General features: G+C 70.1%; 17 protein-coding genes. 9 read left to right on the top strand and 8 right to left on the bottom strand.

Annotated features, from left to right (window positions below):
- From ACZ53N_RS15455 to ACZ53N_RS15440, 4 genes are all read left to right on the top strand, one after another.
- A partial coding sequence (locus ACZ53N_RS15455) for a transposase family protein (protein WP_469141355.1) occupies positions 1-536 on the top strand: 536 nt, incomplete at its 5' end.
- A 210-nt stretch (positions 537-746) separates the two neighbouring features.
- A complete protein-coding gene (locus ACZ53N_RS15450; RefSeq protein ID WP_469141354.1) occupies positions 747-1,826 on the top strand; it encodes a YihY/virulence factor BrkB family protein in 1,080 nt (359 codons plus the stop codon).
- A 101-nt stretch (positions 1,827-1,927) separates the two neighbouring features.
- Positions 1,928-2,587, top strand: coding sequence for an NADPH-dependent F420 reductase (locus tag ACZ53N_RS15445; RefSeq protein WP_469141353.1), 660 nt, complete (start codon positions 1,928-1,930; stop codon positions 2,585-2,587).
- Positions 2,588-2,771: 184 nt separating this feature from the next.
- Positions 2,772-6,626 carry a wHTH domain-containing protein gene (locus ACZ53N_RS15440; protein ID WP_469141352.1) on the top strand — a complete coding sequence of 1,285 codons (3,855 nt, stop codon included), beginning with the start codon at positions 2,772-2,774 and terminating at the stop codon, positions 6,624-6,626.
- 18 nt (positions 6,627-6,644) lie between these two features.
- Here ACZ53N_RS15440 and ACZ53N_RS15435 read toward each other — a convergent pair whose 3' ends face one another.
- The 4 genes from ACZ53N_RS15435 to ACZ53N_RS15420 all read right to left on the bottom strand — a co-directional run bounded on the left by ACZ53N_RS15435 (position 6,645) and on the right by ACZ53N_RS15420 (position 11,583).
- A complete protein-coding gene (locus ACZ53N_RS15435) occupies positions 6,645-7,061 on the bottom strand; it encodes an SHOCT domain-containing protein (RefSeq protein ID WP_469141351.1) in 417 nt (138 codons plus the stop codon).
- A gap of 74 nt (positions 7,062-7,135) precedes the next feature.
- Complete coding sequence (locus tag ACZ53N_RS15430) at positions 7,136-8,485, bottom strand: hypothetical protein (protein ID WP_469141350.1); 1,350 nt, start codon at positions 8,483-8,485, stop codon at positions 7,136-7,138.
- A 38-nt stretch (positions 8,486-8,523) separates the two neighbouring features.
- Positions 8,524-8,721, bottom strand: a complete 198-nt coding sequence (locus ACZ53N_RS15425) for a hypothetical protein (RefSeq protein WP_130880756.1) — start codon at positions 8,719-8,721, stop codon at positions 8,524-8,526.
- Positions 8,722-8,850: 129 nt separating this feature from the next.
- Positions 8,851-11,583 (bottom strand): winged helix-turn-helix domain-containing protein, encoded by a 2,733-nt coding sequence (locus ACZ53N_RS15420; RefSeq protein WP_469141349.1) that lies wholly within the window; start codon positions 11,581-11,583, stop codon positions 8,851-8,853.
- A gap of 437 nt (positions 11,584-12,020) precedes the next feature.
- On the opposite strand from ACZ53N_RS15420, the gene ACZ53N_RS15415 reads away from it, so the two are divergent.
- Together ACZ53N_RS15415 and ACZ53N_RS15410 are read left to right on the top strand one after the other, a co-directional pair.
- Positions 12,021-13,427, top strand: coding sequence for a DUF2252 domain-containing protein (locus ACZ53N_RS15415; protein ID WP_469141348.1), 1,407 nt, complete (start codon positions 12,021-12,023; stop codon positions 13,425-13,427).
- A gap of 127 nt (positions 13,428-13,554) precedes the next feature.
- Complete coding sequence (locus tag ACZ53N_RS15410) at positions 13,555-14,649, top strand: PP2C family protein-serine/threonine phosphatase (protein ID WP_469141347.1); 1,095 nt, start codon at positions 13,555-13,557, stop codon at positions 14,647-14,649.
- A gap of 68 nt (positions 14,650-14,717) precedes the next feature.
- Here the strand turns inward: ACZ53N_RS15410 and ACZ53N_RS15405 are convergent, their stop codons facing one another.
- From ACZ53N_RS15405 to ACZ53N_RS15395, 3 genes are read right to left on the bottom strand one after another with little or no spacing between them, the layout of a single operon-like run.
- Positions 14,718-15,866, bottom strand: coding sequence for a trypsin-like serine peptidase (locus ACZ53N_RS15405; RefSeq protein WP_469141346.1), 1,149 nt, complete (start codon positions 15,864-15,866; stop codon positions 14,718-14,720).
- A gap of 45 nt (positions 15,867-15,911) precedes the next feature.
- Positions 15,912-16,754 (bottom strand): hypothetical protein, encoded by an 843-nt coding sequence (locus ACZ53N_RS15400; RefSeq protein WP_469141345.1) that lies wholly within the window; start codon positions 16,752-16,754, stop codon positions 15,912-15,914.
- Between the two features lie 32 nt (positions 16,755-16,786).
- Positions 16,787-17,878 carry an alpha/beta hydrolase gene (locus ACZ53N_RS15395; RefSeq protein WP_469141344.1) on the bottom strand — a complete coding sequence of 364 codons (1,092 nt, stop codon included), beginning with the start codon at positions 17,876-17,878 and terminating at the stop codon, positions 16,787-16,789.
- A gap of 196 nt (positions 17,879-18,074) precedes the next feature.
- Here ACZ53N_RS15395 and ACZ53N_RS15390 point away from each other — a divergent pair, with 196 nt between their 5' ends.
- Positions 18,075-19,046, top strand: a complete 972-nt coding sequence (locus ACZ53N_RS15390; RefSeq protein WP_469141343.1) for a LuxR C-terminal-related transcriptional regulator — start codon at positions 18,075-18,077, stop codon at positions 19,044-19,046.
- A 58-nt stretch (positions 19,047-19,104) separates the two neighbouring features.
- On the opposite strand, the gene ACZ53N_RS15385 is transcribed toward ACZ53N_RS15390, so the two are convergent.
- Positions 19,105-19,503 (bottom strand): nuclear transport factor 2 family protein, encoded by a 399-nt coding sequence (locus ACZ53N_RS15385; RefSeq protein ID WP_469141342.1) that lies wholly within the window; start codon positions 19,501-19,503, stop codon positions 19,105-19,107.
- Between the two features lie 241 nt (positions 19,504-19,744).
- On the opposite strand from ACZ53N_RS15385, the gene ACZ53N_RS15380 reads away from it, so the two are divergent.
- Both ACZ53N_RS15380 and ACZ53N_RS15375 read left to right on the top strand, forming a co-directional pair.
- Positions 19,745-21,160 carry an NAD(P)/FAD-dependent oxidoreductase gene (locus ACZ53N_RS15380; RefSeq protein WP_469141341.1) on the top strand — a complete coding sequence of 472 codons (1,416 nt, stop codon included), beginning with the start codon at positions 19,745-19,747 and terminating at the stop codon, positions 21,158-21,160.
- Between the two features lie 11 nt (positions 21,161-21,171).
- On the top strand, positions 21,172-22,170 hold the full coding sequence (locus tag ACZ53N_RS15375) for a terpene synthase family protein (RefSeq protein ID WP_469141340.1): 999 nt from the start codon (positions 21,172-21,174) through the stop codon (positions 22,168-22,170).
- The last annotated feature ends 27 nt before the right edge of the window (positions 22,171-22,197 follow it).

The raw sequence follows: 22,197 nt of genomic DNA, 5'->3' as shown, positions 1-22,197 counted from the left end.
ACGCCCAGGCCGAAGGCATCGAGCTGAGGCTGGATGCCACTGAGATCCAGGTCCGCCGTCCGCCGGCCGGCCGCGGCGGACGACGCGCGTTCGTCTCCGGGAAGAAGAAGCAGAACACCATGAAGGCCACCATCATCGCCGACCGGCGTGGCCGCACGTTATGGACTGATGCCCTGCGACCTGGGCGTATGCACGACGCCACGGCCGCCCGCAACGAGGGCATCGCTGTCTGCTTCCAGCACTTCCCCGACGTCGAGGTCCTCCTGGACGACGGCTACCTCGGCCTGAGCCGTGACCACCGCGGGCAAGCGATCACACCGCCCAGAAAACCGCGGCCGGGAGCACTGCCCGGCAGAGTCGAACAGTGGGAACGAGACCGCCACGCACACTCGTCCGACCGCATCACCGTCGAACACGCCCTCGCCGACCACAAACGCTGGAAGCAACTGACCCGCTGGACCCACAGACGCGACCGCCTGCCCGACACCTACCGTGCCATCGCCAACCTCGTATCTGACCGCTACACCACCGCCTGAGGACAGGCAATGAGCAGGTCAAACACGCCTCATCCGCTATCACGCACCAGCTCGTTAGAGAGCTTTCTAAGCTTTAGGGGTGCCCCTGGATGCAGGTCAAGCGTTGAGGCAGACCCGCCGCCGCCACCCGTGTGGGCCGTGTGGGTGACGGTGCGGCAGCGCTTCGTCCGTCGGGGTTAGCGGGAACGGGGAGCGGTTACCCGTACGGGCATGGCACCGATGTGGCAGCACAAGCGCGGGAAGGAACAGCCCGGGGACGGCCGGGACACGTCCGGGGACGGCGGGAAGAGCGCCGAGCCGGGCCGGGGCCCGGGGCCGGACCCGCAGGTGGAGCGGGAGGCTCCGGACGATCCGACCGCTCTGGGCAAGAAGTCCTGGTGGGCGGTGCTGCGGCGGACGGTGACGGAGTTCAAGGACGACGAGCTGGCGGACCGGGCGGCGGCGCTGACCTACTACGCGGTGCTGGCAGTCTTCCCCGCCCTGCTGGTGCTGGTCTCGCTGCTCGGCGTGGCGGGCGAGTCGGCGACGAAGAGCATCCTGGACAACCTCAAGAAGCTCACGCCCGGCCCGGCCCGCGACATCGTGACGGACGCGGTCGAACAACTACAGGGCGCCGGGGGTGTCGGTTCCGTCCTGGCCGTGGTCGGATTGCTGGCCGCGCTGTGGTCCGCGTCGGGATATGTCGCGGCGTTCATCCGCAGCTCCAACGCCGTCTACGACATGGCGGAAGGCCGTTCGGTGTGGAAGCTCACCCCGCTGCGGCTGGTCCTGACGGTGGTGCTGGTGGCGCTGGCCTGCGCCAGTGCGCTGATCGTGGTGTTCACCGGCGGCCTCGCCCGGCAGGCCGGCACCGCCCTGGGACTCGGTGACACCGCCGTGACGGTGTGGTCGATCGCCAAGTGGCCGGTCTTGCTCCTGCTGGTCACCGTCATGATCGCGATCTTGTACTGGGCGGCACCGAACGCGAGGAGCCGAGGCTTCAAGTGGGTCACCCCGGGCAGTTTCCTGGCCCTGGGGATCTGGATGATCGCCTCGGCGGGATTCGCGCTGTACGTGGCGAACTTCGCCTCGTACAACAAGACATACGGCACCCTGGCCGGGGTGATCGTGTTCCTGGTGTGGTTGTGGATCACCAACCTGGCGATCCTGCTGGGCCTGGAGTTCGACGCGGAGCTGTCCCGTGAGCGCGCGATCATCGGCGGCCACCCCCAGGACGAGGAGCCCTACGTCGAACCCCGTGACACCAGCAAGTGGAGCGAGAAGGACCGGAGGGAGGCGGGCGACACCTGACTCCCGCTCGACGTCCGAGGCCCGGAGCCGGAATAGGCGCCCCGCACACGAGGTTGTGAGCAGGCACGACACCCCGTCGCCAGGCCTCTGGAAGGACTCCCATGAAGTTCGGCATCATCGGCGCCGGCAACATCGGCGGAAACCTCACACGACGGCTCACCGCTCTCGGCCACGACGTATCCGTCGCCAACTCACGCGGCCCGCACACCCTCACCGCACTCGCCGAGGAGACCGGTGCCACCCCCGTCACCGCGGCCGAGGCGGCGCGCGGCGCAGCGGTCGTCGTGGTCACCGTGCCCCTCAAGGCCGTACCGGACCTGCCGTCCGGACTGTTCGACAAGGCCGCGGAGGACGTCGTGGTCATCGACACCGGCAACTACTACCCCAAGGAGAGGGACGGCCGGATCGCCGCCATCGAGGAAGGTCTGACGGAGAGCCGTTGGACCGAGCAGCACCTCGGCCACCCCGTCATCAAGGCGTTCAACGGCACTTACGCCCAGGACATCCTCGACAGGCCTCTGCCCAAGGGCCACCCCGAGCGGATCGCCGTGCCGGTGGCGGGCGACGACGAGACCGCCAAGAAGGCCGTCCGCGACCTCATCGACGAGCTCGGTTTCGACACCGTCGACGCCGGCGGCATCGACGACTCCTGGCGCCAGCAGCCCGACACCCCCGTCTACGGGCTCCGGGCCGGCACCGAAGCGGTCGGCAAGGCCCTCAACGAGGCGTCCCCGGAGCGACCGGAGGCGTTCCGGGCGTAGAGCGTCGGACTCCGGGCGACGCGGCCTCGTCGCCGGGTGCGAAGCGCCGGTCCTGGTGCGGGGGTTGGGGAACTCCCCGGGGGCTCAAACGCTCGCCGTCGGCTCCGTTCTCGCCCGATCCGCACCGCCCAGGGACGCCGGGCTCCTACACTGGGCCACCGTCGCGGCGGCGTGAGGGGGGCGGATGCGGCAGGACGAGACGTGGAACGAGGTGTCGGGTTCCGCGGTGGGCGCCCTGTTCCAAGCGGGAACCATCAACTTCCACAGCTGTCCGGTAGGCCCCGCCCCGGCCCCGGCCGACCCGTGGGTCGAGTCGGCCGCGGACTCCACCGTGTGGCAGCACGTCCCGGCCGGGCGCAACGCCGACTTGTTCCGGCAGCACGTCGCTGAGGCCGTCGCCACGCTGGCGCGGTTGCGTGAGGCGGCGGAGTCGGAGACGACTGCCGACCCCTGGCGGGACGGCGGCTTCGTGCCGCGGTTCGCCGAAGCCGTGGAATGGCTGCTCGGCGAGCCCGACCCCGAGCGGCGGCTGGACATCTATCCGGCCGAGGCGGCCCTGCTGGTGCTCATGCCGTTTCTCCACCGCGCGCAGTGCCTTCGTCTGACGGCCTCGCTCGCACCCGTCGTCGAGCCGGGCCGACTCGGCCGGATCGCCGGGGCGCATCCGCTGCGGACCGCGTTCGAGGTGTTCTCCGAAGGACACGACCTCCTGGTCGAGCGCGGACGCCGGCGTCCCGACGCGGCGGAGCCCATCGGCTGGTGGCTCTTCCACCGCTGGCTCGCCCAGCGGGAGGAGTTCTCCGATCCCGTCGTCGTCCAGCAGCTCCTGCGGGCCGTCGGCCCGTCCGCCGAGGCCCTCGGCGAGACGCTCGACCTCCGACGCGTGTGCCGCTTCTTGCACGGGCTGCGACGTGGCCCCGGTGTCTGTGACCGCGAATACCTCGATTCCCTCCCGACGGACGACTCGGCCCGGATCCGCCGCGGCGGACAGCAGCGGATCCGGGATCAGCGCCTTGGCCTCCTGCTCACGCTGGCCCACGGCATGAGCCGCGAGATCACGGCACTGCCGCAGATCGTGGTGGAACACGTCGGGATCCCCTTCCCGGTCGACCTGGGACAGCTGCGGCAGACCCTGGACTCGTCCGGATGGGGCGGCTCCCACGATCTGCCCGTCCTCAGGGCGGAGTGTCGTCATGAAGCCGTGATCGAGGGTTTGCGCGAGTACGCGGCCCGCGCGGACGAACTCCTGGCCGCTGTCCGCCGCACCGCCCACGAGCGCGTCACCCAGCCGATGCCGCCGTTGCCCGCCCGCCTGTCCGCCGACGAGGTGACGCCCTCGGAGGGCGCCTTCACCGGCTGGGCCGCCTTCCGCCTCGACGAGCGCCGCGTCCGCGACCTCCTCATGGGAATCCAGCTCTACAAGGACCGTGACCTCGCCGTCCGCGAGCTCTACCAGAACGCCCTGGACGCGTGTCGCTACCGCCGGGCCCGCACCCAGTACCTGGACCGGACACGGGAGGCGTCCTACGCCTACGAGGGCCGTATCGACTTCGAGCAGGGCACGGACGAGGACGGCCGCGAGTACGTCGAGTGCCGCGACAACGGGGTCGGCATGGGAGAGTCCGAGCTGCGCGGCGTCTTCTGCCGGGCGGGCTCACGGTTCGCCGAGCAGCTGGACTTCACACTCGAACGCGCGAAGTGGGCACAGGCCCGGCCGCCGGTCGAGTTCCACCCGAACAGCCGGTTCGGCATCGGTGTGCTGAGCTACTTCATGCTCGCCGACGAGATGCGGGTGCGTACGTGCCGCATGGACGCGACAGGAGAGCTCGGCCCGCTCCTCGAAGCGCGCGTCTTCGGCCCGGGGCACTTGTTCCGCATCGTGCGGTTGAAGGAACACGGGCGGGAGGCGGGCACGCAGGTCCGTCTGTATGTGCGGAAGCAGGAGACGTCCTGGTCCTGCCTCGACGTCCTGGAACGGGTCCTGGGGATCGCCGAGTTTCCCACCGAAGTGGCGCACGGATCCCGGCGCGCCCGGTGGGAAGCACATCTGCTCAAGACCAGAAAGGCACCTGCTGCCGAACGCTTCGGTCTCAACGCCCACGGCGTGTCGCAACCGTGGCGGCGAGCGCCCGACGGGTTGCAGCTGACGTGGTGTGAGTACGGTGGTGCGCTTCTGGTGGACGGTCTGGTCGTCGAGCCCGGAACGCGCCGCGGAGTTCTGTCGTCCAGCCCGTCGGGGATGACCGGCGCGGTGATCAACTTGACCGGTGCTCTGGCACCCGAGCGGCTCTCGGCCGACCGGCGCACACTGCTCGACGACGTCTCGGACCGGCTTCGGCAGGTGTGCGAACGGGCCGCGGCCGCGCTGTTCGCGGGCGGCGGGGCGTTGCCCGGCTACGCATGGATCTGCCGGGTGGCCGAGAAGAGCATGGTGCTGGGCGACCTGCTGACGACGGCAGCCATCGGGGCGGACGTGCGAATGGAGTTCGCCGACCGGAAGTTCGACATCGCGCGCACGGGTTGTTTTCTTGCCGACTCCAAGGTCCTGCCGGCTGAGCTCTTCGGAGGCGGCGGAGGGGGCAGCCGATGGCTGCCCGACCCGTGGAAGTCGCCACGGGGGCATCCCCCCGACGCCATCCTCCTGTGGCGGCTCCTCGCCCACCGGCCCCATGCTCTCCTGGCACAGCTGGCGGAGTCGTGTCCCGAGATCACCGAGGTCAAGGCCGTGCTAGCGGCGTTACCGTCCGACAGGGACCTGCTGTCCGCTCCGGCCCTCGATGGCGGCGAGCCGTTCTGGAACTGGTCCATGGACTCCCGCTACATAGCGGACCACCTGCGCACAGTGGCCGAGACCTGGGGAGCGGACCTGCCCGCGCTGGTGCACCGGGCCCGGGTCCTTGGAGCCATGCCGGGCCACGCACCGGCCAAGTTCGCCGAACTCATGGAGGAGATGGGTGAATCCGCTGCGGACTCCGCCGCGTCCATCGTCTCCGAGTGGCGCCGTTGCGGCATCGACGTGCCCGAGAGCTACGTCGAGCTGGCCACCGCGGCACGGCGAGACCCCTTGCTGCAACGGGATCTCGGGGACCGGAAGGGCGCCTTGGGCTGGGTGGACCCTGAAAAGACGGTCCCGCCCGGCCATATCGCGAAGGCCGGCCTGCTGCTCGGGCTGCCGGTGAGTGAGGTGTGCGCACGCCTCACGGAATACGGGCTGAGTATCGATGCCGAAGGACTGCCGGAGCGGCCCGGCGCCGCAGTGGCCACGCTCCTCAGCGAGCGGGCGGATGGCCTGTGGCCCTGGCTGAGCCGCTCCCAGGAGATCCCTCCAGGACATGTGGCAGCAGCCGCGCACGCGCTCGCTCTCGGGCCGCGCGACGTCCTGGACCGGCTGGCAGGGCTGGGTTTCACCACACCGCTCGCCTTCCCCGGGGACGCGGAACCCGATGACGCCGACTTTCTCCGCAGTGGGTCGGACTGGCCGCTGCCCCCGCACAAGCCTGTCCCCTATACGCACATCTTCGACTCGGCACGCCGCCGGAATTGCTCGCTGAGGCATGTGATCGACCGCATGCGCGCTTACGGCTTCACGGTTCCTCTGCGGCCGCCGCGCTACTGCACGGCCCTGGACAAGGAGTTGCTGCGGCGGGAGGGTCCGCTGGAGTGGACCGGGGTCACCACCGCGGACGCGATGCCGTTCGCCCATGTGCTGGTGGCGGCCCGCAGTCTGCTGATGAGCCCCGGGGCACTGGCGGAGCGGCTCACCGGCTACGGCGTCACCGTCTCCTGCCCGGACGTCCCGGCAGGACTGTCCTTCGCCTCGGCCCTCGAACTGCTCAGGATCAGTGAGGGCGAGGACATGTTCCTGACCATCGACTGCGAGGTGGACCTGTACGACCTCATCGAGAGGTCACGCGCCATGAAGACCTCGATCGCCCGAACGGTCCGGTGGCTGCGGGAGCTGGGCATCCCCGTCCCCGACCTGCGGGAGATCGTCCGGTCCGCCCTCGACCGCGTTCCGGGACGGGTCGGCGGCATCTAGCGAACGGGGGACGCGCCCTCAATGCAGGATCTTCTCCTTGGCCCGGCGGAACTCGTCGTCGGTGATGTCTCCCTTGGCACGGATTTCCGAGAGCTTCGCGAGGGCTTCCACGTCGCTGGTGTAGTCCGGGCTGCCGACCGTCTCGCGAATGTAGTCGTCGACTGCCTGTTGCTGTGCCCGCGCATGGTCCCGCTCGCGCCGGCCCATGTTCTTGCCTCTGGCGATCACATAGACGAAGACGCCGAGGAAGGGCAGTCCGATCACGAGGACGAGCCACCCCGTCTTGGCCCATCCGCCGAGGGAGTCGTCGCGGAATATGTCTGCGATGACCCGGAAGAGCAGGAGGACCCACAGGACCCACATGAAGATCCATACCGCGGTCCAGAACGCGCCCAGGACCGGGTAGTCGTAGGCCAAATACACGTAGGCGTTCATGTTCTCTCTCCTCCTGTCGTCTCCCCCCGATGCGTTCCAGCGTGTCCGGGCCGGGGTCCGTGCGCCTCCCCCGTCTAGGGCGAGGACCGCGTGCGACGATCGCCCGTCGCGGTGTCGCCGGAGGCCGCGGCGAGGATGCCGAGGAGTATCAGTACGGCGACCACGATGCCGAGGACCAGCGCCACGGAGGCGGGGGTGGGGTAGTTCCACAGGATCAGGGCCAGCCCGCCGCCGGCGATGACGATGCCGGTGGTCCAGCCACGGTGGGTGTCCAGCCAGTGTCCGGTGCTGCCGGTGCGCGCACCGGAGTGGGCCATGGCCCGGCCCGTGGCGCCGGTGGCCCGGGCCGCCACCGAGCGGAGGAACCGGGCACCGCGTCCGGGACCGTACAGATAGCCCGCCAGCACGGTGATCACCGAGATGACGAGGACCGTGAGGGTGCTCGCCCGCAGGAAGCGTACGAGCGTGTCGTACATGGGGGCAGCCACGTCCGGTGGCAGGACGTCGGAGGGTACGGAATCCAGATAGACCCGCCGCATGACGGCGAGACCGACGAGCAGCACGACCATCATGACGCCGACGCCGAGGCCCGTGGCCATCAGAGCCACCCGGTGCGAGGGCGCGGCCCGGATACCGAGGGCGGCGAGGACGACCACGGTGACGGGCAGCCAGATACCGACGACGTTGAGCAGGCGCATGGCGTCCTGGGCGTTGTCGAGCTTGTCGGTCTTCAGCAGCGGGACCGTCCTGTCGACGTCGGGGATGTCCGCGGCCTTCTCGTAGCCCGCGTCCACCAGCCGTTGCTTGACGTTGTCGATGACGGTCCCCATGTCCAGGACGATCGTGTCGTCCTTGGCCTCGACGGCGCTGTTCCCCTCGCCGGTGAGGGTCTTCACCACGGCGGCGTGGGCGCGCCGGTTCGCGCCGTCCCACGCCTGGGCGAACTGGTCGCTCTTCACCGCCCCGGCCACCACATCGTGGACGGCCGAGTCGAGCGCGTTCTGCAGCGCCCCGTTGAGCGAGGGCGTCTTGTCCACCACCCCGGGCGGGGCACCGGCCTTGGCGAGAGCCCCGCCGAGGGCGTCCGTGATGCTCTTGACGTCGACGTTGCTCACCACTCGTTCGGTCAGCCGGTCGGTCACCAGATTCTGCACGGGGGGATCGGTGGCGATCGGTGCGACGGTCTGTACGTACCGGCCGGTATCGGAGACCTCGGCGTTCACCCAGGTGGCCACGACGGCCAGCGGCGAGAGGAGGAAGGCCAGCACCAGCAGGACGGAGGCTCCCGCGTAACGCGTACGGCGGTGACGGGCGTGGGCGGTCCTCCGTAGACGTTCGTATTCCTCGAGTTCGGCGGCGCTCAAGGATTGTTCGGCCCCGGAACGGCCGCGGCCTCGGGAGGCGGAGGCATCGGACGGGTCCATGGTTTCCTCCGTTCGTGCGCGATTGCGGTGGCGACCGGTCAGTCCGGAAGGCGGCGCATCTCTTCGACGTGCAGCCCCAGGTCCTGGAAGCGGGCGAGGAGCCCGTACAGATGGGCCTCGTCGGTCACCGTGCCGAAGAACAGCGTCTGCCGTGGGACGGACGCCCTGTCGAGCTCGGGAAAGGTGTCGGCCAACGGTGTGGAAACACGGCCGGTGACACGGAATTCGTAGCGCATGCCCGTACCGGTCCTGCCTGCTCCGGGGACTCTTCCTCTGTCATGCTGTGCGCCGCGCGGGGTGAGGGGCATCCCCCCGCGCGGGTGAGCCGGCACGGGAGTGGCGGTCGGCGGAGCCGACCGACCGGGTCACACGATGTGCAGCTCCTTACCGAGTTCGACGGCCTCGCGACGGCGGGAGACGCAGAGTTTTCGGTAGACGCTCCGCAGGTGCGTCTTGACAGTGTTGGCGGACAGGTGGAGTTCGTCGGCGATTTCGTTGGTGGACAGCATCCGCGCGACGCAGGAGAGCACCTCCCGCTCGCGGCCGCTGAGCGGCTCGACGAAGGCGGGGGTGCGCGGTCCGTCCGGTCGCCGGGTGCTGAGCCAGGAGCGGGAGAGTCGGGTCCCGTCCTCGCCGTCGGCCCGCTCGAGCAGGTGCCGCAGCCACGGCCCGGCTTCGGTGAAGGGTCGGCGCAGCTGTTCGGGGCGGGCCGCGTCCAGAGCTTGCGCCAGCGGATCGTGGGCGGCGTGGGGATCGTCGCCCAGCATCGCGATACGGGCCCGCAGCAGTCGGATACGGACGTGGTCGACCAGGTTCGACCGGTGTGAGCGGTCGGCATGCGCCAGGAGCCGCAGGGCGCGGTCGATGCGTCCGGCCGCGAGGTGGGCGTGGGCCAGGGCGACGGTGAAGGCCGGTCCGTCGCTGTCGCCACCGTGCAGGGCGGCGACAGCGGCCTCGTGGTCTCCGCGGGCCAGGACCGCCTGGGAGCGGGCGACGGCGAGGCGCTCGGCCGGCCATGTCATGGGGGGCTGCCCGGGTTCGGCGAGGGTCGCAAGGGCGGCTTCCCACCGCCCTTGCGTCACCTCGAGGCGGGAGCGCAGGACGGCGCTCTCCGCGACCATGACCGGGTCGTCGTGGGTGTCGGGGCACGCCATGGCCCGTTCGAGCTGGTGACGGGCGGTCCGGGAGTCATCGCGTTCGAACGCGAGGGCGGCCAGTGCCAGGTGACCGGCTCCTGAACGGCGGGCGGGAGACAGTCCGTGCCGGTCGGCCACCGCGAGGGACCGCACGGAGTGGTCTTCCGCTGCCGTCAGGGCTCCTACGGCGCTCTCGGTCAGCGCGAGCTTGCCGAAGGGCGCGTGGAGCACGAGGTGGGTGGCGTCGTCCGCACAGGCCTCGACGGCGTCGGTGAAGGCACGGCGGGCGTCGTCGAGGCGACCGGACCGCAGGAGCGCGCAGGCCAGCCCGTGCAGCCGCAGAGCCTTGAGCTCCGGATGCTCCTCGATTCGCCACCGTGCTACCCGCGCCGCCATGTCCTCGGCGTTCCGGGCCATTGCCTCGGCCGCCGACCCCGGGGTGGCACCGCTCTCCGGGTTGTACGACTCGCAGAGCAGCTTCAGGAGGGCATGCGTCAGCTCGGCCTCACGGCCGGGCGGTGTGCTCCCGCTGTTCATGAACCGCTCGGCTGCCGTGAGCTGCTCGCGGCAGCCTTCGGGGTCGCGACGGGCCAGGCGGCAGGCTCCCGCGACGAGGGCGGGCTCGACGCCGGGGGTGTCGTCGGGCATGCGGGAGAAGAGCACCGGGAGGCGGCCCTCGCCGGGGCCGGCGAGCAGGGGCCCGACCATCAGGTTGCGGATGGCTTCGGCGGCTCCGTAACTCCAGTCCCCGGCCGCCGTCGCGTGTCCGAGGGCTTCGGCCGGACGGCCGGCATCGGCCAGCCAGCGCGCGGCACGGCCGTGGAGTCGCGGTGCGAGACCGGGCCGTCGGCTGCGCAGGTGTGCCTGGAGCACCTTGGCGAACAGGGGACGGAAACGGCACCAGCGGGTGTCCGCGATCGGTTCCACGAAGGCACCCTCGCGGACGAGCCGGGTCAGGATCTCTTCGGCGTCCTGCCGCCCCGTCAGCGCGTTCGCCAGCTCGGGGTGCACCTGGCCCAGGATGCTGGTGCGCAGGAGCAGTTCCCGGGTGGCGGCGGGCTGGGCCTCGAGAACCTCGGCGAGCAGGTAGTCGGCCACGGCGTGTTCGGAGGCGGCGAACGACCGGGCGAAGCCGTCCGGGTCGTCGGACTTCCGCATGGCCAGGGCGCACAGTCTCAATCCGGCGGCCCAGCCGTCGGTGCGGCTCGTGAGGGTGCGGACGGTACTGTCCGTCGTGGCTGGATCGTGCTGTCGCAGCAGAGTCGCCGCTTCGTCCGATGTGAACGTCAGGTCGGCACTCCGGATTTCGGTCAGGCGGCCCTCCGCGCGGTAGCGGTGGAGCGGGAGCCGTGGGTCCATCCGGCTGATCAGGACGAGGCGGAGCTGCGGGCCCGCGTGTTCGAGGAGGAAACCCAGCCCCTTCGACACCTCCCGGCCGGGCGCCTTGGCCATGTCGTCGAGCACGAGCACCACGGGGTGGGGCAGGTGTTCCACGGCGGAGGCGAGCCGGACGAGCAGGGAGCGGCCGATGCTGTCGGGGCTGGTGGGTGTTCCGATGGTGGCGGGCAGTGAGGGAAGCGCACGCCGGAAGGCTTCGAGGACGTAGGACCAGAAGAAGCCCGGGGCATTGTCGTCGGTGTCGAGGGTCAACCACGCGACCGGCCCCGGGGGCGTGGCGAGCTGTGCCCAGGAGACGGCGAGAGTCGTCTTTCCCGCGCCCGCCGGGCCGCTGATCAGGGTCAGCGGCCCGTTGACGCCGGAGCTGAGGCGGTCCAGGAGGCGCTGTCGGGGGACGCATGTCCCGGGGAGGGCGGGCACCGAGACCTTCGAGGTCAGCAGTGGGTCACCGGACCAGGCCAGTGCTGCTCCGGTGGCGGTGCCGACCGGTCGCCGGCCGGGCGCCCGGCCGCTGTGGGACCCCTTGCCTTCTTCCGTGACAGCGGGGAATCCGGACGTGGGCATCCAACCACCACCAGGGTGCGGGTCTCGGGCTCCGCCGCCGGGACCTTTCCCGCCGGGGCGCGCTTGCCTCGTCGTGTGCCGGGCCGTGCTCCGAACCCGCGACTTCCATGGTGCCCGCTCCTCTCGGCGGCTGCCACGCGGGACGGCGATGCGCGGTAGGCGGGCCTGCCGCGCATCGGTGTGCCCGGTGCGGGCCGTGCGAGCGGCGGCGGCTGACGCGAGGGTTGCCCTGGGTCCGCCGACGGGGGTGGGGAGCGGAGCGGCGGCTCACCCGCTCCGGGTGATGCGACGCCGTCGTCCCACCCGGAACATGCGGGAAGGAACCTCAGGTCCGGTGTCCGCACGTCCCGGCGCGGAGTCGGCCGGCATCGCAGGTGTTCCCGAACCGCGCCGGCTGCCGGACCGGCGGACCCGCGCGAGAGCGAGGAGACTCGGTGATGACTGCGACGACCCCGCATCGCCACCCGACTCCGGAGGAGCGGGCGGCGCGAGGCAGAGCGGCCCGCGGCATGGTGCCCCGGTCCGGCCACGCCGCGTTCGCGCCTCGGGACGACCGGCCGGATCCCGTGGAGGTCATCGAGCGGCAGTCCGCCGAGCGGGTCCCGGAACTCGTACCGATCCGCTACGGACGAATGCTCGAATCACCGTTCCGCTTCTACCGCGGCGCGGCCGCGATCATGGCTCTGGACCTGGGGGCGCTGGACCACACCGGCATCACGACGCAGCTGTGCGGGGACGCGCACCTGCTGAACTTCCGCCTGCTCGCCTCCCCCGAACGGCGCCTGGTCTTCGATATCAACGACTTCGACGAGACACTGCCCGGACCGTGGGAATGGGACGTCAAACGGCTCGCGGCCAGCCTCGTGATCACCGCCCGGGCCAACGACTTCTCGGCCGGACAGCGCGCCGGCGTCGTCCGCGAAGCCGTCCGGGCGTACCGGGAATCGATGCGGGGGTTCGCCGGGATGCGCAATCTCGACGTCTGGTACGCGCAGGCGGACACGGAGAAACTCAGCGCCCTCCTCGGTGACCGGCTGGCCAAGAGCTCCCGCCGACGCCTCTCCCACGCGCTGGACACGGCTCGGACCAGGGACAATCTGCAGGCCTTCGAGAAGCTCACCAGGGTCGTCGACGGCAGTCGGCTGATCGCCTCCGACCCACCGCTCCTCGTACCGCTGAGAGACCTGCTCTCCGAAGCCGAGCGTGCGGGGTTCGAACAGGACCTCCGTGAGGCCATCGAGCGGTACGGCACCAGTCTCACCTCCGACCGCCGACACCTCCTCCGGCAGTTCCGGATGGTCGACATCGCCCTGAAGGTGGTCGGGGTCGGCAGTGTCGGCACCCGCTGCTGGGTCGTGCTCATGCTCGGCAGGGACGATGAGGACCCGCTGCTCCTGCAGGCCAAGGAGGCCGCCGCCTCGGTCCTCGCCCCGCACGCCGGGCGGAGCGAGTACGACAACCAGGGCCGGCGTGTGGTCGCCGGGCAGCGATTGATGCAGGCCGCGAGCGATATCTTCCTCGGCTGGGACCGGGTCACGGGTGTCGACGGACAACAGCGTGACTTCTACATCCGCCAACTGCGCGACTGGAAGGGCATCGCGCGACCCGAGACGATGAAGCCCAGCGAGCTGAGGTTCTTCGCGGGCCTGTGCGGCGCCACGCTGGCACGCGCCCATGCCCGCTCCGGGGACCGGATCGCGATCGCCGCCTATCTGGGCGGCGGTGACGTCTTCGACCGGGCGCTGGCCGAATTCGCCGAGGCCTACGCCGACCAGAACGAGCGCGACTTCCAGGCCCTCACCGACGCCGTTCGCACCGGCCGGATCACAGCCGAGACCGGCTGAGCCGTCGGGCGAAGGCCCCGACCGACCGGGCTCGAGCCTTGGTCGTATCGGGTGCCACGCCCCCGGACGGGCAAGAGCCAGGCCGAAACATGCGAAATGTCCACTTTATGCAGATATGCTATGTATCATGATCAAGCCTGGACAGTCGCGACTCCGCCGTCCCAACGGCCGGTGGTCCTTTGTCCAGCTGTCCCCGGTGCTCCTGACCGTGGTCATCGCCGGCCTGGCGTACTCCACGCCCCCCGACATGGCCTTCAGCCGCATTCTGCCCGCGGCCCCCGCTCTCGCGGCCGCCATGTGGCCCGTGCTCCCCACCGTGCTGCTGGGGACGGTCTGCTTTCTGCTCATGATCGGCCTCAGCCTCGTGTTCCCCGGCCTGGGTGCGTGGTACACGGTGGCGGGCATTGTCGCGGTCACCGTGGCGGCCGCGTACGGAAGCCATGTGCGCCTCCAGCGGGAGCAGTCCCTCTTCCAGGTCCGGCTCGTCGCCGACGCGGCACAGCAGGTGGTCCTCAGCCCGATGCCGCGCCGCTTCGGGGGCGTCGAGATCGAGTCGCTGTATCTCGCGGCGGCCGCGGAGGCCCGTATCGGCGGCGATTTCTACGAGGTGGCCGACACGCCGTTCGGGGTCCGGTTGCTCATCGGCGATGTGCGGGGCAAGGGACTGCCGGCGGTGGGCGCGGCCGCGGCGGTGGTCAACTCCTTCCGGGAGTCGGCCTACGACGAGCCCGACCTGGGCGGCATCGCCCGCCGACTGGAGGCCAGCAGCAGCCGTTACAGCACCGCGTTTCCCCCTGAGGACCTGATGGAGCGCTTCACCACCGCCGTTCTCGTCGAGATCCCGCACGAGGACGACCTCATCAGGGTTCTCAACTGCGGGCATCCGCCGCCGCTGGTCCTCGGCCGGGAGGGGCTCCGCGTCCTGAATCCCACCTCTCCCTCACCGCTCCTCAACCTCGCGGACCTGATCGGCGATCACTACAGCATCGACACCTTCTCCTTCGCACGCGGCGACCAGTTGCTCCTCTATACCGACGGCGTCACCGAGGCCCGCGCCCGCAACGGTGAGTTCTTCCCCCTGGCGGACTGGATGAGCCGGCAGACCCCGGCGCGGCCCCGCGAACTGCTCGACGGGCTCCACCGTGACCTCCTCCACTACAGCAGCAGAGGCCTTGACGACGACATCGCCGCTCTCGCCGTGCACCTGCACAAGAGTCGGTAGGCCGAAACCACCGGGCGTCGGCACAGGGGAAGCCGGCGCCCGGTGGTCGTGGGCGTGCCCGTCGACGGTCAGCTGCCCGACGGGCTCGCCGACTGGGCGGCGTTGTACACGGCCTTCTCCTCGTCCCCCAGGTGGGTGGAACTCAGATTGGGGCCCTGCACCCAGCCGAAGAGGCCGATGATCTGGCCGGGATCGTCGTACCGGGAGAAGACCCCGACCTGGACGCCCTCACCGGTGGCGGGGTCGAAATTCTGCAGCAGGGGGCCGCCGCTGGTTCCTGGTGACAGCGCGCCGCGCATCACGTCGCTGTAGAAGACCGGGTCGTTGCGGGTGGTGCCCTGGGCGGCCATGAGGCTCCGGCCGTCGAAGGTCCGCTGGAGTTGCCGGGACACGTTGCCGGGACGGTAGTAGTTGCGTTCGTTGATGGTGGGGTAGCCGAAGACGTAGTTGTTCTGGTTCTGCGGCTGGTTGAAGCCGATCTGCTGACCGCCGGTGACCTGGCCGATCGGCCGCGGATCATCCGGGTTGTCCACCAGGACCGCGGCCATGTCGTGTCCCAGCAGCCAGTCCGCGCTCTGGCTCCAGGTCTTGGTGATCCACTCGCGGGTCACGCCCCAGACTCCGTACGGGGCGATGTCCTTGCCGGGCAGTGCCGTGCTGGAGGTGTGGCGCTCCAGGTTCGCGCCGTTGAATCCCGGCACGAAGACCATGTTGGTGATCATGGTGTTCCCGAAGCCCACATTGATCGGGGTGTGGATGCGCAGACAGTGGGCGGCGGTCACGACGACGCTCTGGTTGGCGCTGTTCACCACGTCGCCGGAGCACGCGGTCGTCGAGACGGCGCCGGTGACCACGTCCTTGTTCTGGATGAAGAACTTGCCGGCGGTGCGCGAGACCAGCCCGGCCTTCCCCGGCCACGGCTTGCTGAGGTCGTCCCAGCCCCCGGGGGGCGGCGTCGCGTCCTGGTCCTCGTGGTTGAGGCCGGTGGCAGCCATCTTCTCAAGGGTCCAGAACTCCACCTCGGACCGGAGCTTCTGCTGATAGTCGGCACCGGCCGGGACCATCGGGGTCAGCTCGAACGCGGGGACATCGGCTCGCGCCGGGGGCGCGGCGGTGAGCAGAGCGGCCACCAGTCCGATCACACCGAGCATGGTGGTTCTCGTGCGTCTCGCCAGCTTTCCGATGGGCAACGCCTTCTCCTCCTCGAGGGTGTTCATGAGACGGATGGGATGTGCGGCCTCGCGGCCTTCACGACCCCGCTCCTACGGGTTGGTGGTCACCGTGAAGCCGGCGCCGAAGACGCCGGCGGGGGCGGCGGCATCCCGGGCCCGCAGGTCGGCGAGGATGTTCGCCGAGCTGGTGTACAGGAAGGGCGGCAATGCCAGAGTGATCCCCTTGGTGATGCCCGCCCACGGGCCCGAGGCCTTGAAGCCGTTGGCCTGGGAGGGCAGTTCGGTCCCGGGGACGTGCCAGATCGCGGGCCCGCCCGAGTCGCCCTTCATGTTCACGGCCGCCGATCGGTAGATGCCGGCGGTGTTCTCCATGATGGTTCCGTACCAGGCGCCCGTCTGACCCGACGTGATGAGCTCGTTGCCGCCGGGAGCGAGCAGTCGCTCGTTGTCGAGTGCGGGGTTCAGGGCGTTCGGGCTGACGGATCCGCCGGGGACCTTCACCATGCCCGTCTGCTTGAGGTACGGCCCCTGCGAGGAGAGCGTCACCTGCGGGACCAGCTCGATGATCATGTAGTCCTTGGTCACGTGACCCGTCTGCGAGCCCTCGGGGTCCTTGAAGTAGCGCACGTGCCCGATCGGCCCGAACCCGGTGTCCGCCCGGTCGTAGACGGGAGCGACGTTGTCGGGGATCTCGCGGTCCGCGTACCTGGCATCACGAAGGCAATGGCCTGCCGAAATGGCTATCTTGTGCTCGTACTTGTCCGTGCCCACCGCGCCGATCGTGCAGAAGGCGTCGGGCATCGACGGGCTGAAGATGATCTGCATCGCGTTGTGTACGCGCTTGCCCTCGGCCTTGGCAGCCTGTGCGGCACCGACCCCCAACGTCCAGATGACCGCCAGGCTCAGCAGGAAAGTACACAGTCTCTTGGTCATGCGTGGATCCCTGTCTGTCGGGGAACGGGCGGTCAGGCGGACGCGAATGCTGCTTCGAGTCGCGGAACGAAGTCCACGAGGTCCTGTGCCCAGCAGCCGTAGTTGTGGCCGCCGTTGCAGCCCTCGCCCCAGCCGGAGCCGTTGCCGTAGTCCACGTAGTGCGAGGGGTACCCGAGGGCGTCCAGACGCTGCTTGGCGTGCTCGGACGCGGACTGGACCCAGAATTCGGGCTCGGCGGGGTTGCCACCGCCGTTGCCGGTGTAGATCGTGACGCCCATGCCGGCCCGGGCCAGCACGTCCATGTGCGCCACCGGGTCCGCCTCGTTCCAGCGCCAGTCGAAGTCGAACACCGGATACGGCGTGCCGAAGACCGCGTCACTGGAGACCGTGGGCCCGAAATTGAGCGAGCAGGTGGGGCTGGAGGTACCGCAGAGCGGAGCGCCGATATTGGTCAGCGTGGCGACGACGGCGGCGCGCATGACGGCGTGGTTGCGGGAGAACTCATTGGCACCCGACAGCGTGGCGACCTGGCTGAAGAGGTCGGGGTGGCGCTGGGCGTAGTGCAGGGCACCGAAGCCGCCCATCGACAGACCCGCGACCGCCCGCCCCTTCTTCGTCGCGAGGGTGCGCAGGTTCGCGTCGATGAACGGGATCACCTGGTTGATATGGAAGTTCTCCCAGTTCTGCGCACCGGCGGCGGTGCCCTGGTCGAGCCAGTTGCTGTACCAGCCCCGCCGGCCCCCGTCCGGAATGACCGTGATCATCGACTTGGCCGCGCGCAGGGCGGGGTAGGCCAGATTCGGGTTCCCCGGATCGTCGGACGCCCCGTGCAGGAAATACAACACCGGATAACGCTTGGCGGGATCGGCCAGGTAATCGCTCGGCAGCAGGATCCGGATGCGGTGCGCACCGGCGACCTGGGGCGTGTTCACCGTGACCACGAACTCCGTGGCGGAGCCGGTGGCACTGCCGACCTGGGTCAGGCCGAAGCCATCGGCCATCTCCGGCGGACCCGATGCCGCCTCGGCCCGTGCGGAAGGCGCACCCAACAAGAGGAGGGTGGCGGCCAGGGTGGCGACTGCTGCCTTCACGCGCAGGAGCCGGGTGGGCAGGACTGATCTCATCAGTTGTCCTCGGACTGGGCGGGGGCTGGGTGCCATGGGACTGGTGTTCAGCCGGACACCGGAAATCTCATCGCAGCACTCTGGGTAACGCCATACTCTGCGGGTGGCGCACCTGCGCCAACGGCCCAGGTGCGCCACCCGCGCCGTAGGCTTCAGGGGCCGGTCGGGCCGGCTCCCGTACGGCGAAGGAGATGTCGTGCACGACGTGTTGGACCCGGACTCCGACCGTGGACGCGTCTACCGGTGCCTGGTCGGTCATCCGCGGGTGACCGTGGCCCAGTTGGCGGCCCGGGCCGGGCTCGGTGAGGCCGTCGTCCAGGCGGTGCTGAAGGAACTCGCTGCCGAGGACGTCGTCGTGGCGACCGATTCCGGGGTCGGGGAGGCCTTCTGGGAAGCGTTACCGCCCACGGAGGTCGTCGAGACGCTGCTGCAGCGCGATGCCGCCGTGCGGGCATCGCTGCGGCAGGCCGGGACGGAACTGGAACGGCTCTACCGTTTCGCCAGGCGGGATGCCGGTCACTACGGCGCGCTGGAAGTCGTCGAGGATGCCGCGCGCGTCCTGACGGTCAGCCGACAGATTCAGCAGTCGGCGCGCCAGCAGATCCGGGTCATCGACGTGCCTCCGTACTCCGGGACGTCCGACTTCTACCTCGCTCAGGAAGTGCTGCAGCGCGAGCGCATGGCCGCGGGAGTCGTCTACCGCAGCATCTATCACGGATCCGCCTTCGACGACCCCATCGCATGGCCCAACATGGCGCGCATGATCGAGGCCGGGGAACAGGCAAGGACGCTGGACGATCCGCCCATGAAGCTCGCCATCGGCGACGACGACCTGGCGGTGGTGACCCTCGCCGCCGACGACCACCCCGGCGTCGTCTCCCTCCTGATCCGTCCGTCGGGCCTGTTCCAGGCGCTGTCCAATGTGTTCGAGTCCTTGTGGCGACTTGCCGTTCCGATATCGGCGGCGGGCATCGGCACACAGATCGACGCCCGGGACCGCCAGATCCTCACGCTCATGGCGAGCGGTGCCACCGACGACGCGATCGCCAGACATCTGGGCGTGGGCCGGCGCACCGTTGTGCGCCGTGTCTCCGCCCTCCTGGCCAGGCTGGGCGCCACCACCCGCTTTCAGGCGGGGGTCCAGGCGGCACGGCGCGGCTGGCTGTAAGGGCATTCCACTCACAGGTTTCGCAGCCGCAGCCGGGCGTCGGTAGCGGCCCCCGAGGTCAGGTCCGGTCGTGCCAGGCGAATGCCGCGATCCGCCAGCCTTCCGGGGTGCGGACGAACTGGATGGTCTTCGTGCCCCCGCCCTCGAACGGCTCGCCGTCCAGGATCCCGGACTTGCGGTACCCGCCGAACCGCGACGCGATATCGCCCGCGATCTCGGTACGTTCGGAGGTCTCCCACTCGGAGAACTCGACCAGCCGACCATCCGTCAGCAGCCGGCGGCGAGGCTCGATGAACTCGTCCACGGTGTAGACCGTGAACTCCGGGCCGGTCTTGACGATCACGCCCTCGGGAAGGACCAGTCGGCGGATCCGGGCCACATCGGCGGCCTTGCCGCCCCGGTTGTCGAAGGCGCCGAAGAAGTCTGCGGTCACCACGTCGATCTCCGCCTTGGACATGGCGCGACAGTAACACCGAAGGGGCGCCCGACACCGTCGGCTCCGTCGTCGAATATGCATCTGGAAAATTCCCTAGCCGGCTTGGTGTTGCTCTTGTGACGCAAGTAGCCAGCAGGGCATGCTCCCTGCACCTGATCGCGATATCCATCAATAAAGACACCCATAAATCGCCAAGAGCCGTGAAACAGCTTCCGCCTGGCTTCTCCGTGTTTCACCGCGTACGCCGAACCTCAGGGGGATCATGAAATCCCGGATCACGGCCCTCGAGAACTCCCAAGCGGTGGTGATCGGAGGGGGCATCGCCGGGCTGTTGACGGCTCGGGTCCTCGCCGACCACGTCGCCCATGTCGTGGTCGTGGAGCAGGACCGATTACCGGAAGGGCCCGTGCCACGGCGCGGTGTGCCGCAGTCCACGCATGTGCACGGCCTGGGGGTGCGCGGCCTGCGCACCATCGAGGGTCTGCTGCCGGGGTTCACGGGCGAACTGACCGGGGCGGGCGCCCCCTTGCTGGACCTTGCCGATGATCTCGCGATGCGCAATCCCCACGGCTGGGCGGCGGTCTTCCCCTCGGGGCTGGGTTTCGTGTGCGCCGGCCGCCCCCTGGTGGAGTGGACGGTCCGGCGCATGGTCCGTTCCGCGCCCAACATCACCTTCCGTGAGGGCACCCGGGTCACGGGTCTCGTCGGAGACGCGACAGCCGTCACCGGCGTGCGGGTGAGAACCCGGGGAGGCCCGGACGACGACCCGGTGCCCCTGCCCGCCCACCTCGTCGTCGACGCCACCGGCCGGGGCTCGGCCGTGGACCGCTGGCTGGAGGAACTCGGCTGCGCACCACCGCCGCAGGAGGTCATCGACCCTCACCTCGGCTACGCGAGCCGCCTCTACCGCATACCGGAGGACCACCGGGCGCCGTGGCGCTCGTGCTACATCCAGGGCGGCCCGCCCGGACCGCTCCGCAGCGGTGTCCTGGCCCCCCTGGAAGGCGGACGGTGGATCGTCACCCTGAGCGGCAGTGGCGCGGACCGCCCCACCACCCGCGAACAGGACTTCCTGCCCTACGCCCGCGGCCTGGCCGACCCGCTCATCGCGGAGGCGATAACCCACGCGGAGCCGCTGACCGACATCTCGGGCAGCCACGCGACCAGCAACCGCCGTCGGCTGATCCGCCCCGGGGCGCGACAGCCGGGCAATCTGCTGCTCACCGGCGACGCCCTGTGCTGCTTCAACCCCGTGTACGGGCAGGGCATGACCGCGGCCGCCCTGGGCGCCGTCCTGCTCGGTGAGTGCCTTTCCGGCCCCGCCGGGCTCCCCGGCCTCTCCGAGAGGTACCACCGCCGATTGAGCACCCTCACCGGCACCTTCTGGGACATGGCCGCGACCGCCGACAACCTGCTGCCCGGCACCGACGGCACACCGCCCACCCGGCCCCAGCGCCTGGCCTCCCGCTACCTGAGCCGGGTACAGGCCGCCGGTACCCGTGACCCCCGGGTCCATCAGGCCTTTCTCGAGGTTCTCCATTCGTTGCGCCCACCGTCGAGCCTGTTCGCACCCCGCACCGCGATCCGGACCCTGCTCCCCCGGGGCGCGGGGCGGCGCCTGCCGCAGGCCCGCCCGGCGCTGACAGCGCCCGGCAACACATCGGACCGACTTCGCTGAGGACGTGCGTCATGCTCGATCAGTCCCTGCAGATACCGGTACCGCGACTGCGGTGCCCCTTCCCCCCTGCCGTCCACCCGGCCGCCGAGCGCCTGGAGGAGTCCGCCATCGCGTGGATGTGGCAGTTCGGCTTCATTCGCGACGCGGCCGAGGAGAAAGCCGCCCGGGCCGCCCAGTTCGGGCGGCTCGCCGCCCTGACGTACCCGTACGCGAGCCTCGAAGGCGCCCAACTGGCCTGCGACTGGATGATCTGGCTGTTCCTCCAGGACGACGAGTACATGGAGCGCGCCGCCGAGGACGGTCGGCTCCTGGACTGCGCGCGGCACACCCTCCGCTGTCTGCGGGTCCTGCACGACCCCGACGCCCCACCGGGTGACGACCCCTACATCCGTGCCCTGCACGACCTGTGCGCGCGCACCGCTCGGCACGCCGGTGCGGAGCACTTCCAGCGGTTCCTCTCCGGCCTGCACGAATACTTCACCGGGGCGGGCGCCGAGGTCGTCTACCTCTCCCACCGCGCGATGCCCTCCCTGGAGGAGTACATCGCGCTCCGCGAATCCAGCATCGCCCTGCGCTCCGTGATGTTCGTGCTCCTGGAGACCGCGGGCGGCTTCCCGCTGCCCGGCTCCCGGTGGAGCGAGCCGGAGCTCCAGGCGCTCGCCCTCTCGGCGAGCCGGGTGAACTCCTGGATCAACGACATCCTCTCCGGGCTCCGCGAACTGCACTGGCCGGGTGCCATCAACCTGATCACCGTCCTCGCACAGCATCACGGCTGCACCCCCGAAGAGGCGATCGGACGAGCCGTCGCCTACCACGACCGGGAACTCGCGGACTTCCAGGAGTTGAGCCGACGGCTCCGGCAGACCGACGACGACCCGCGGATCGGGCGCTACCTCGACGCGCTGGCCGCGTGGACCCGTGGCAACCAGGACTGGAGCCTGACCTGCGGCCGGTACCACGTGGAGAGTCCCGACCTCGGTGTGACCGGCCCGCAGCACTTCGGCGAATGACGGGGCACGGACGGCGAAGGGAACACG

The sequence above is a fragment of the Streptomyces sp. NPDC033229 genome (assembly GCF_055576875.1).
The sequence above is the reverse complement of the archived record's forward strand: the minus strand, read 5'-3'. Positions and strand labels throughout refer to the sequence as shown.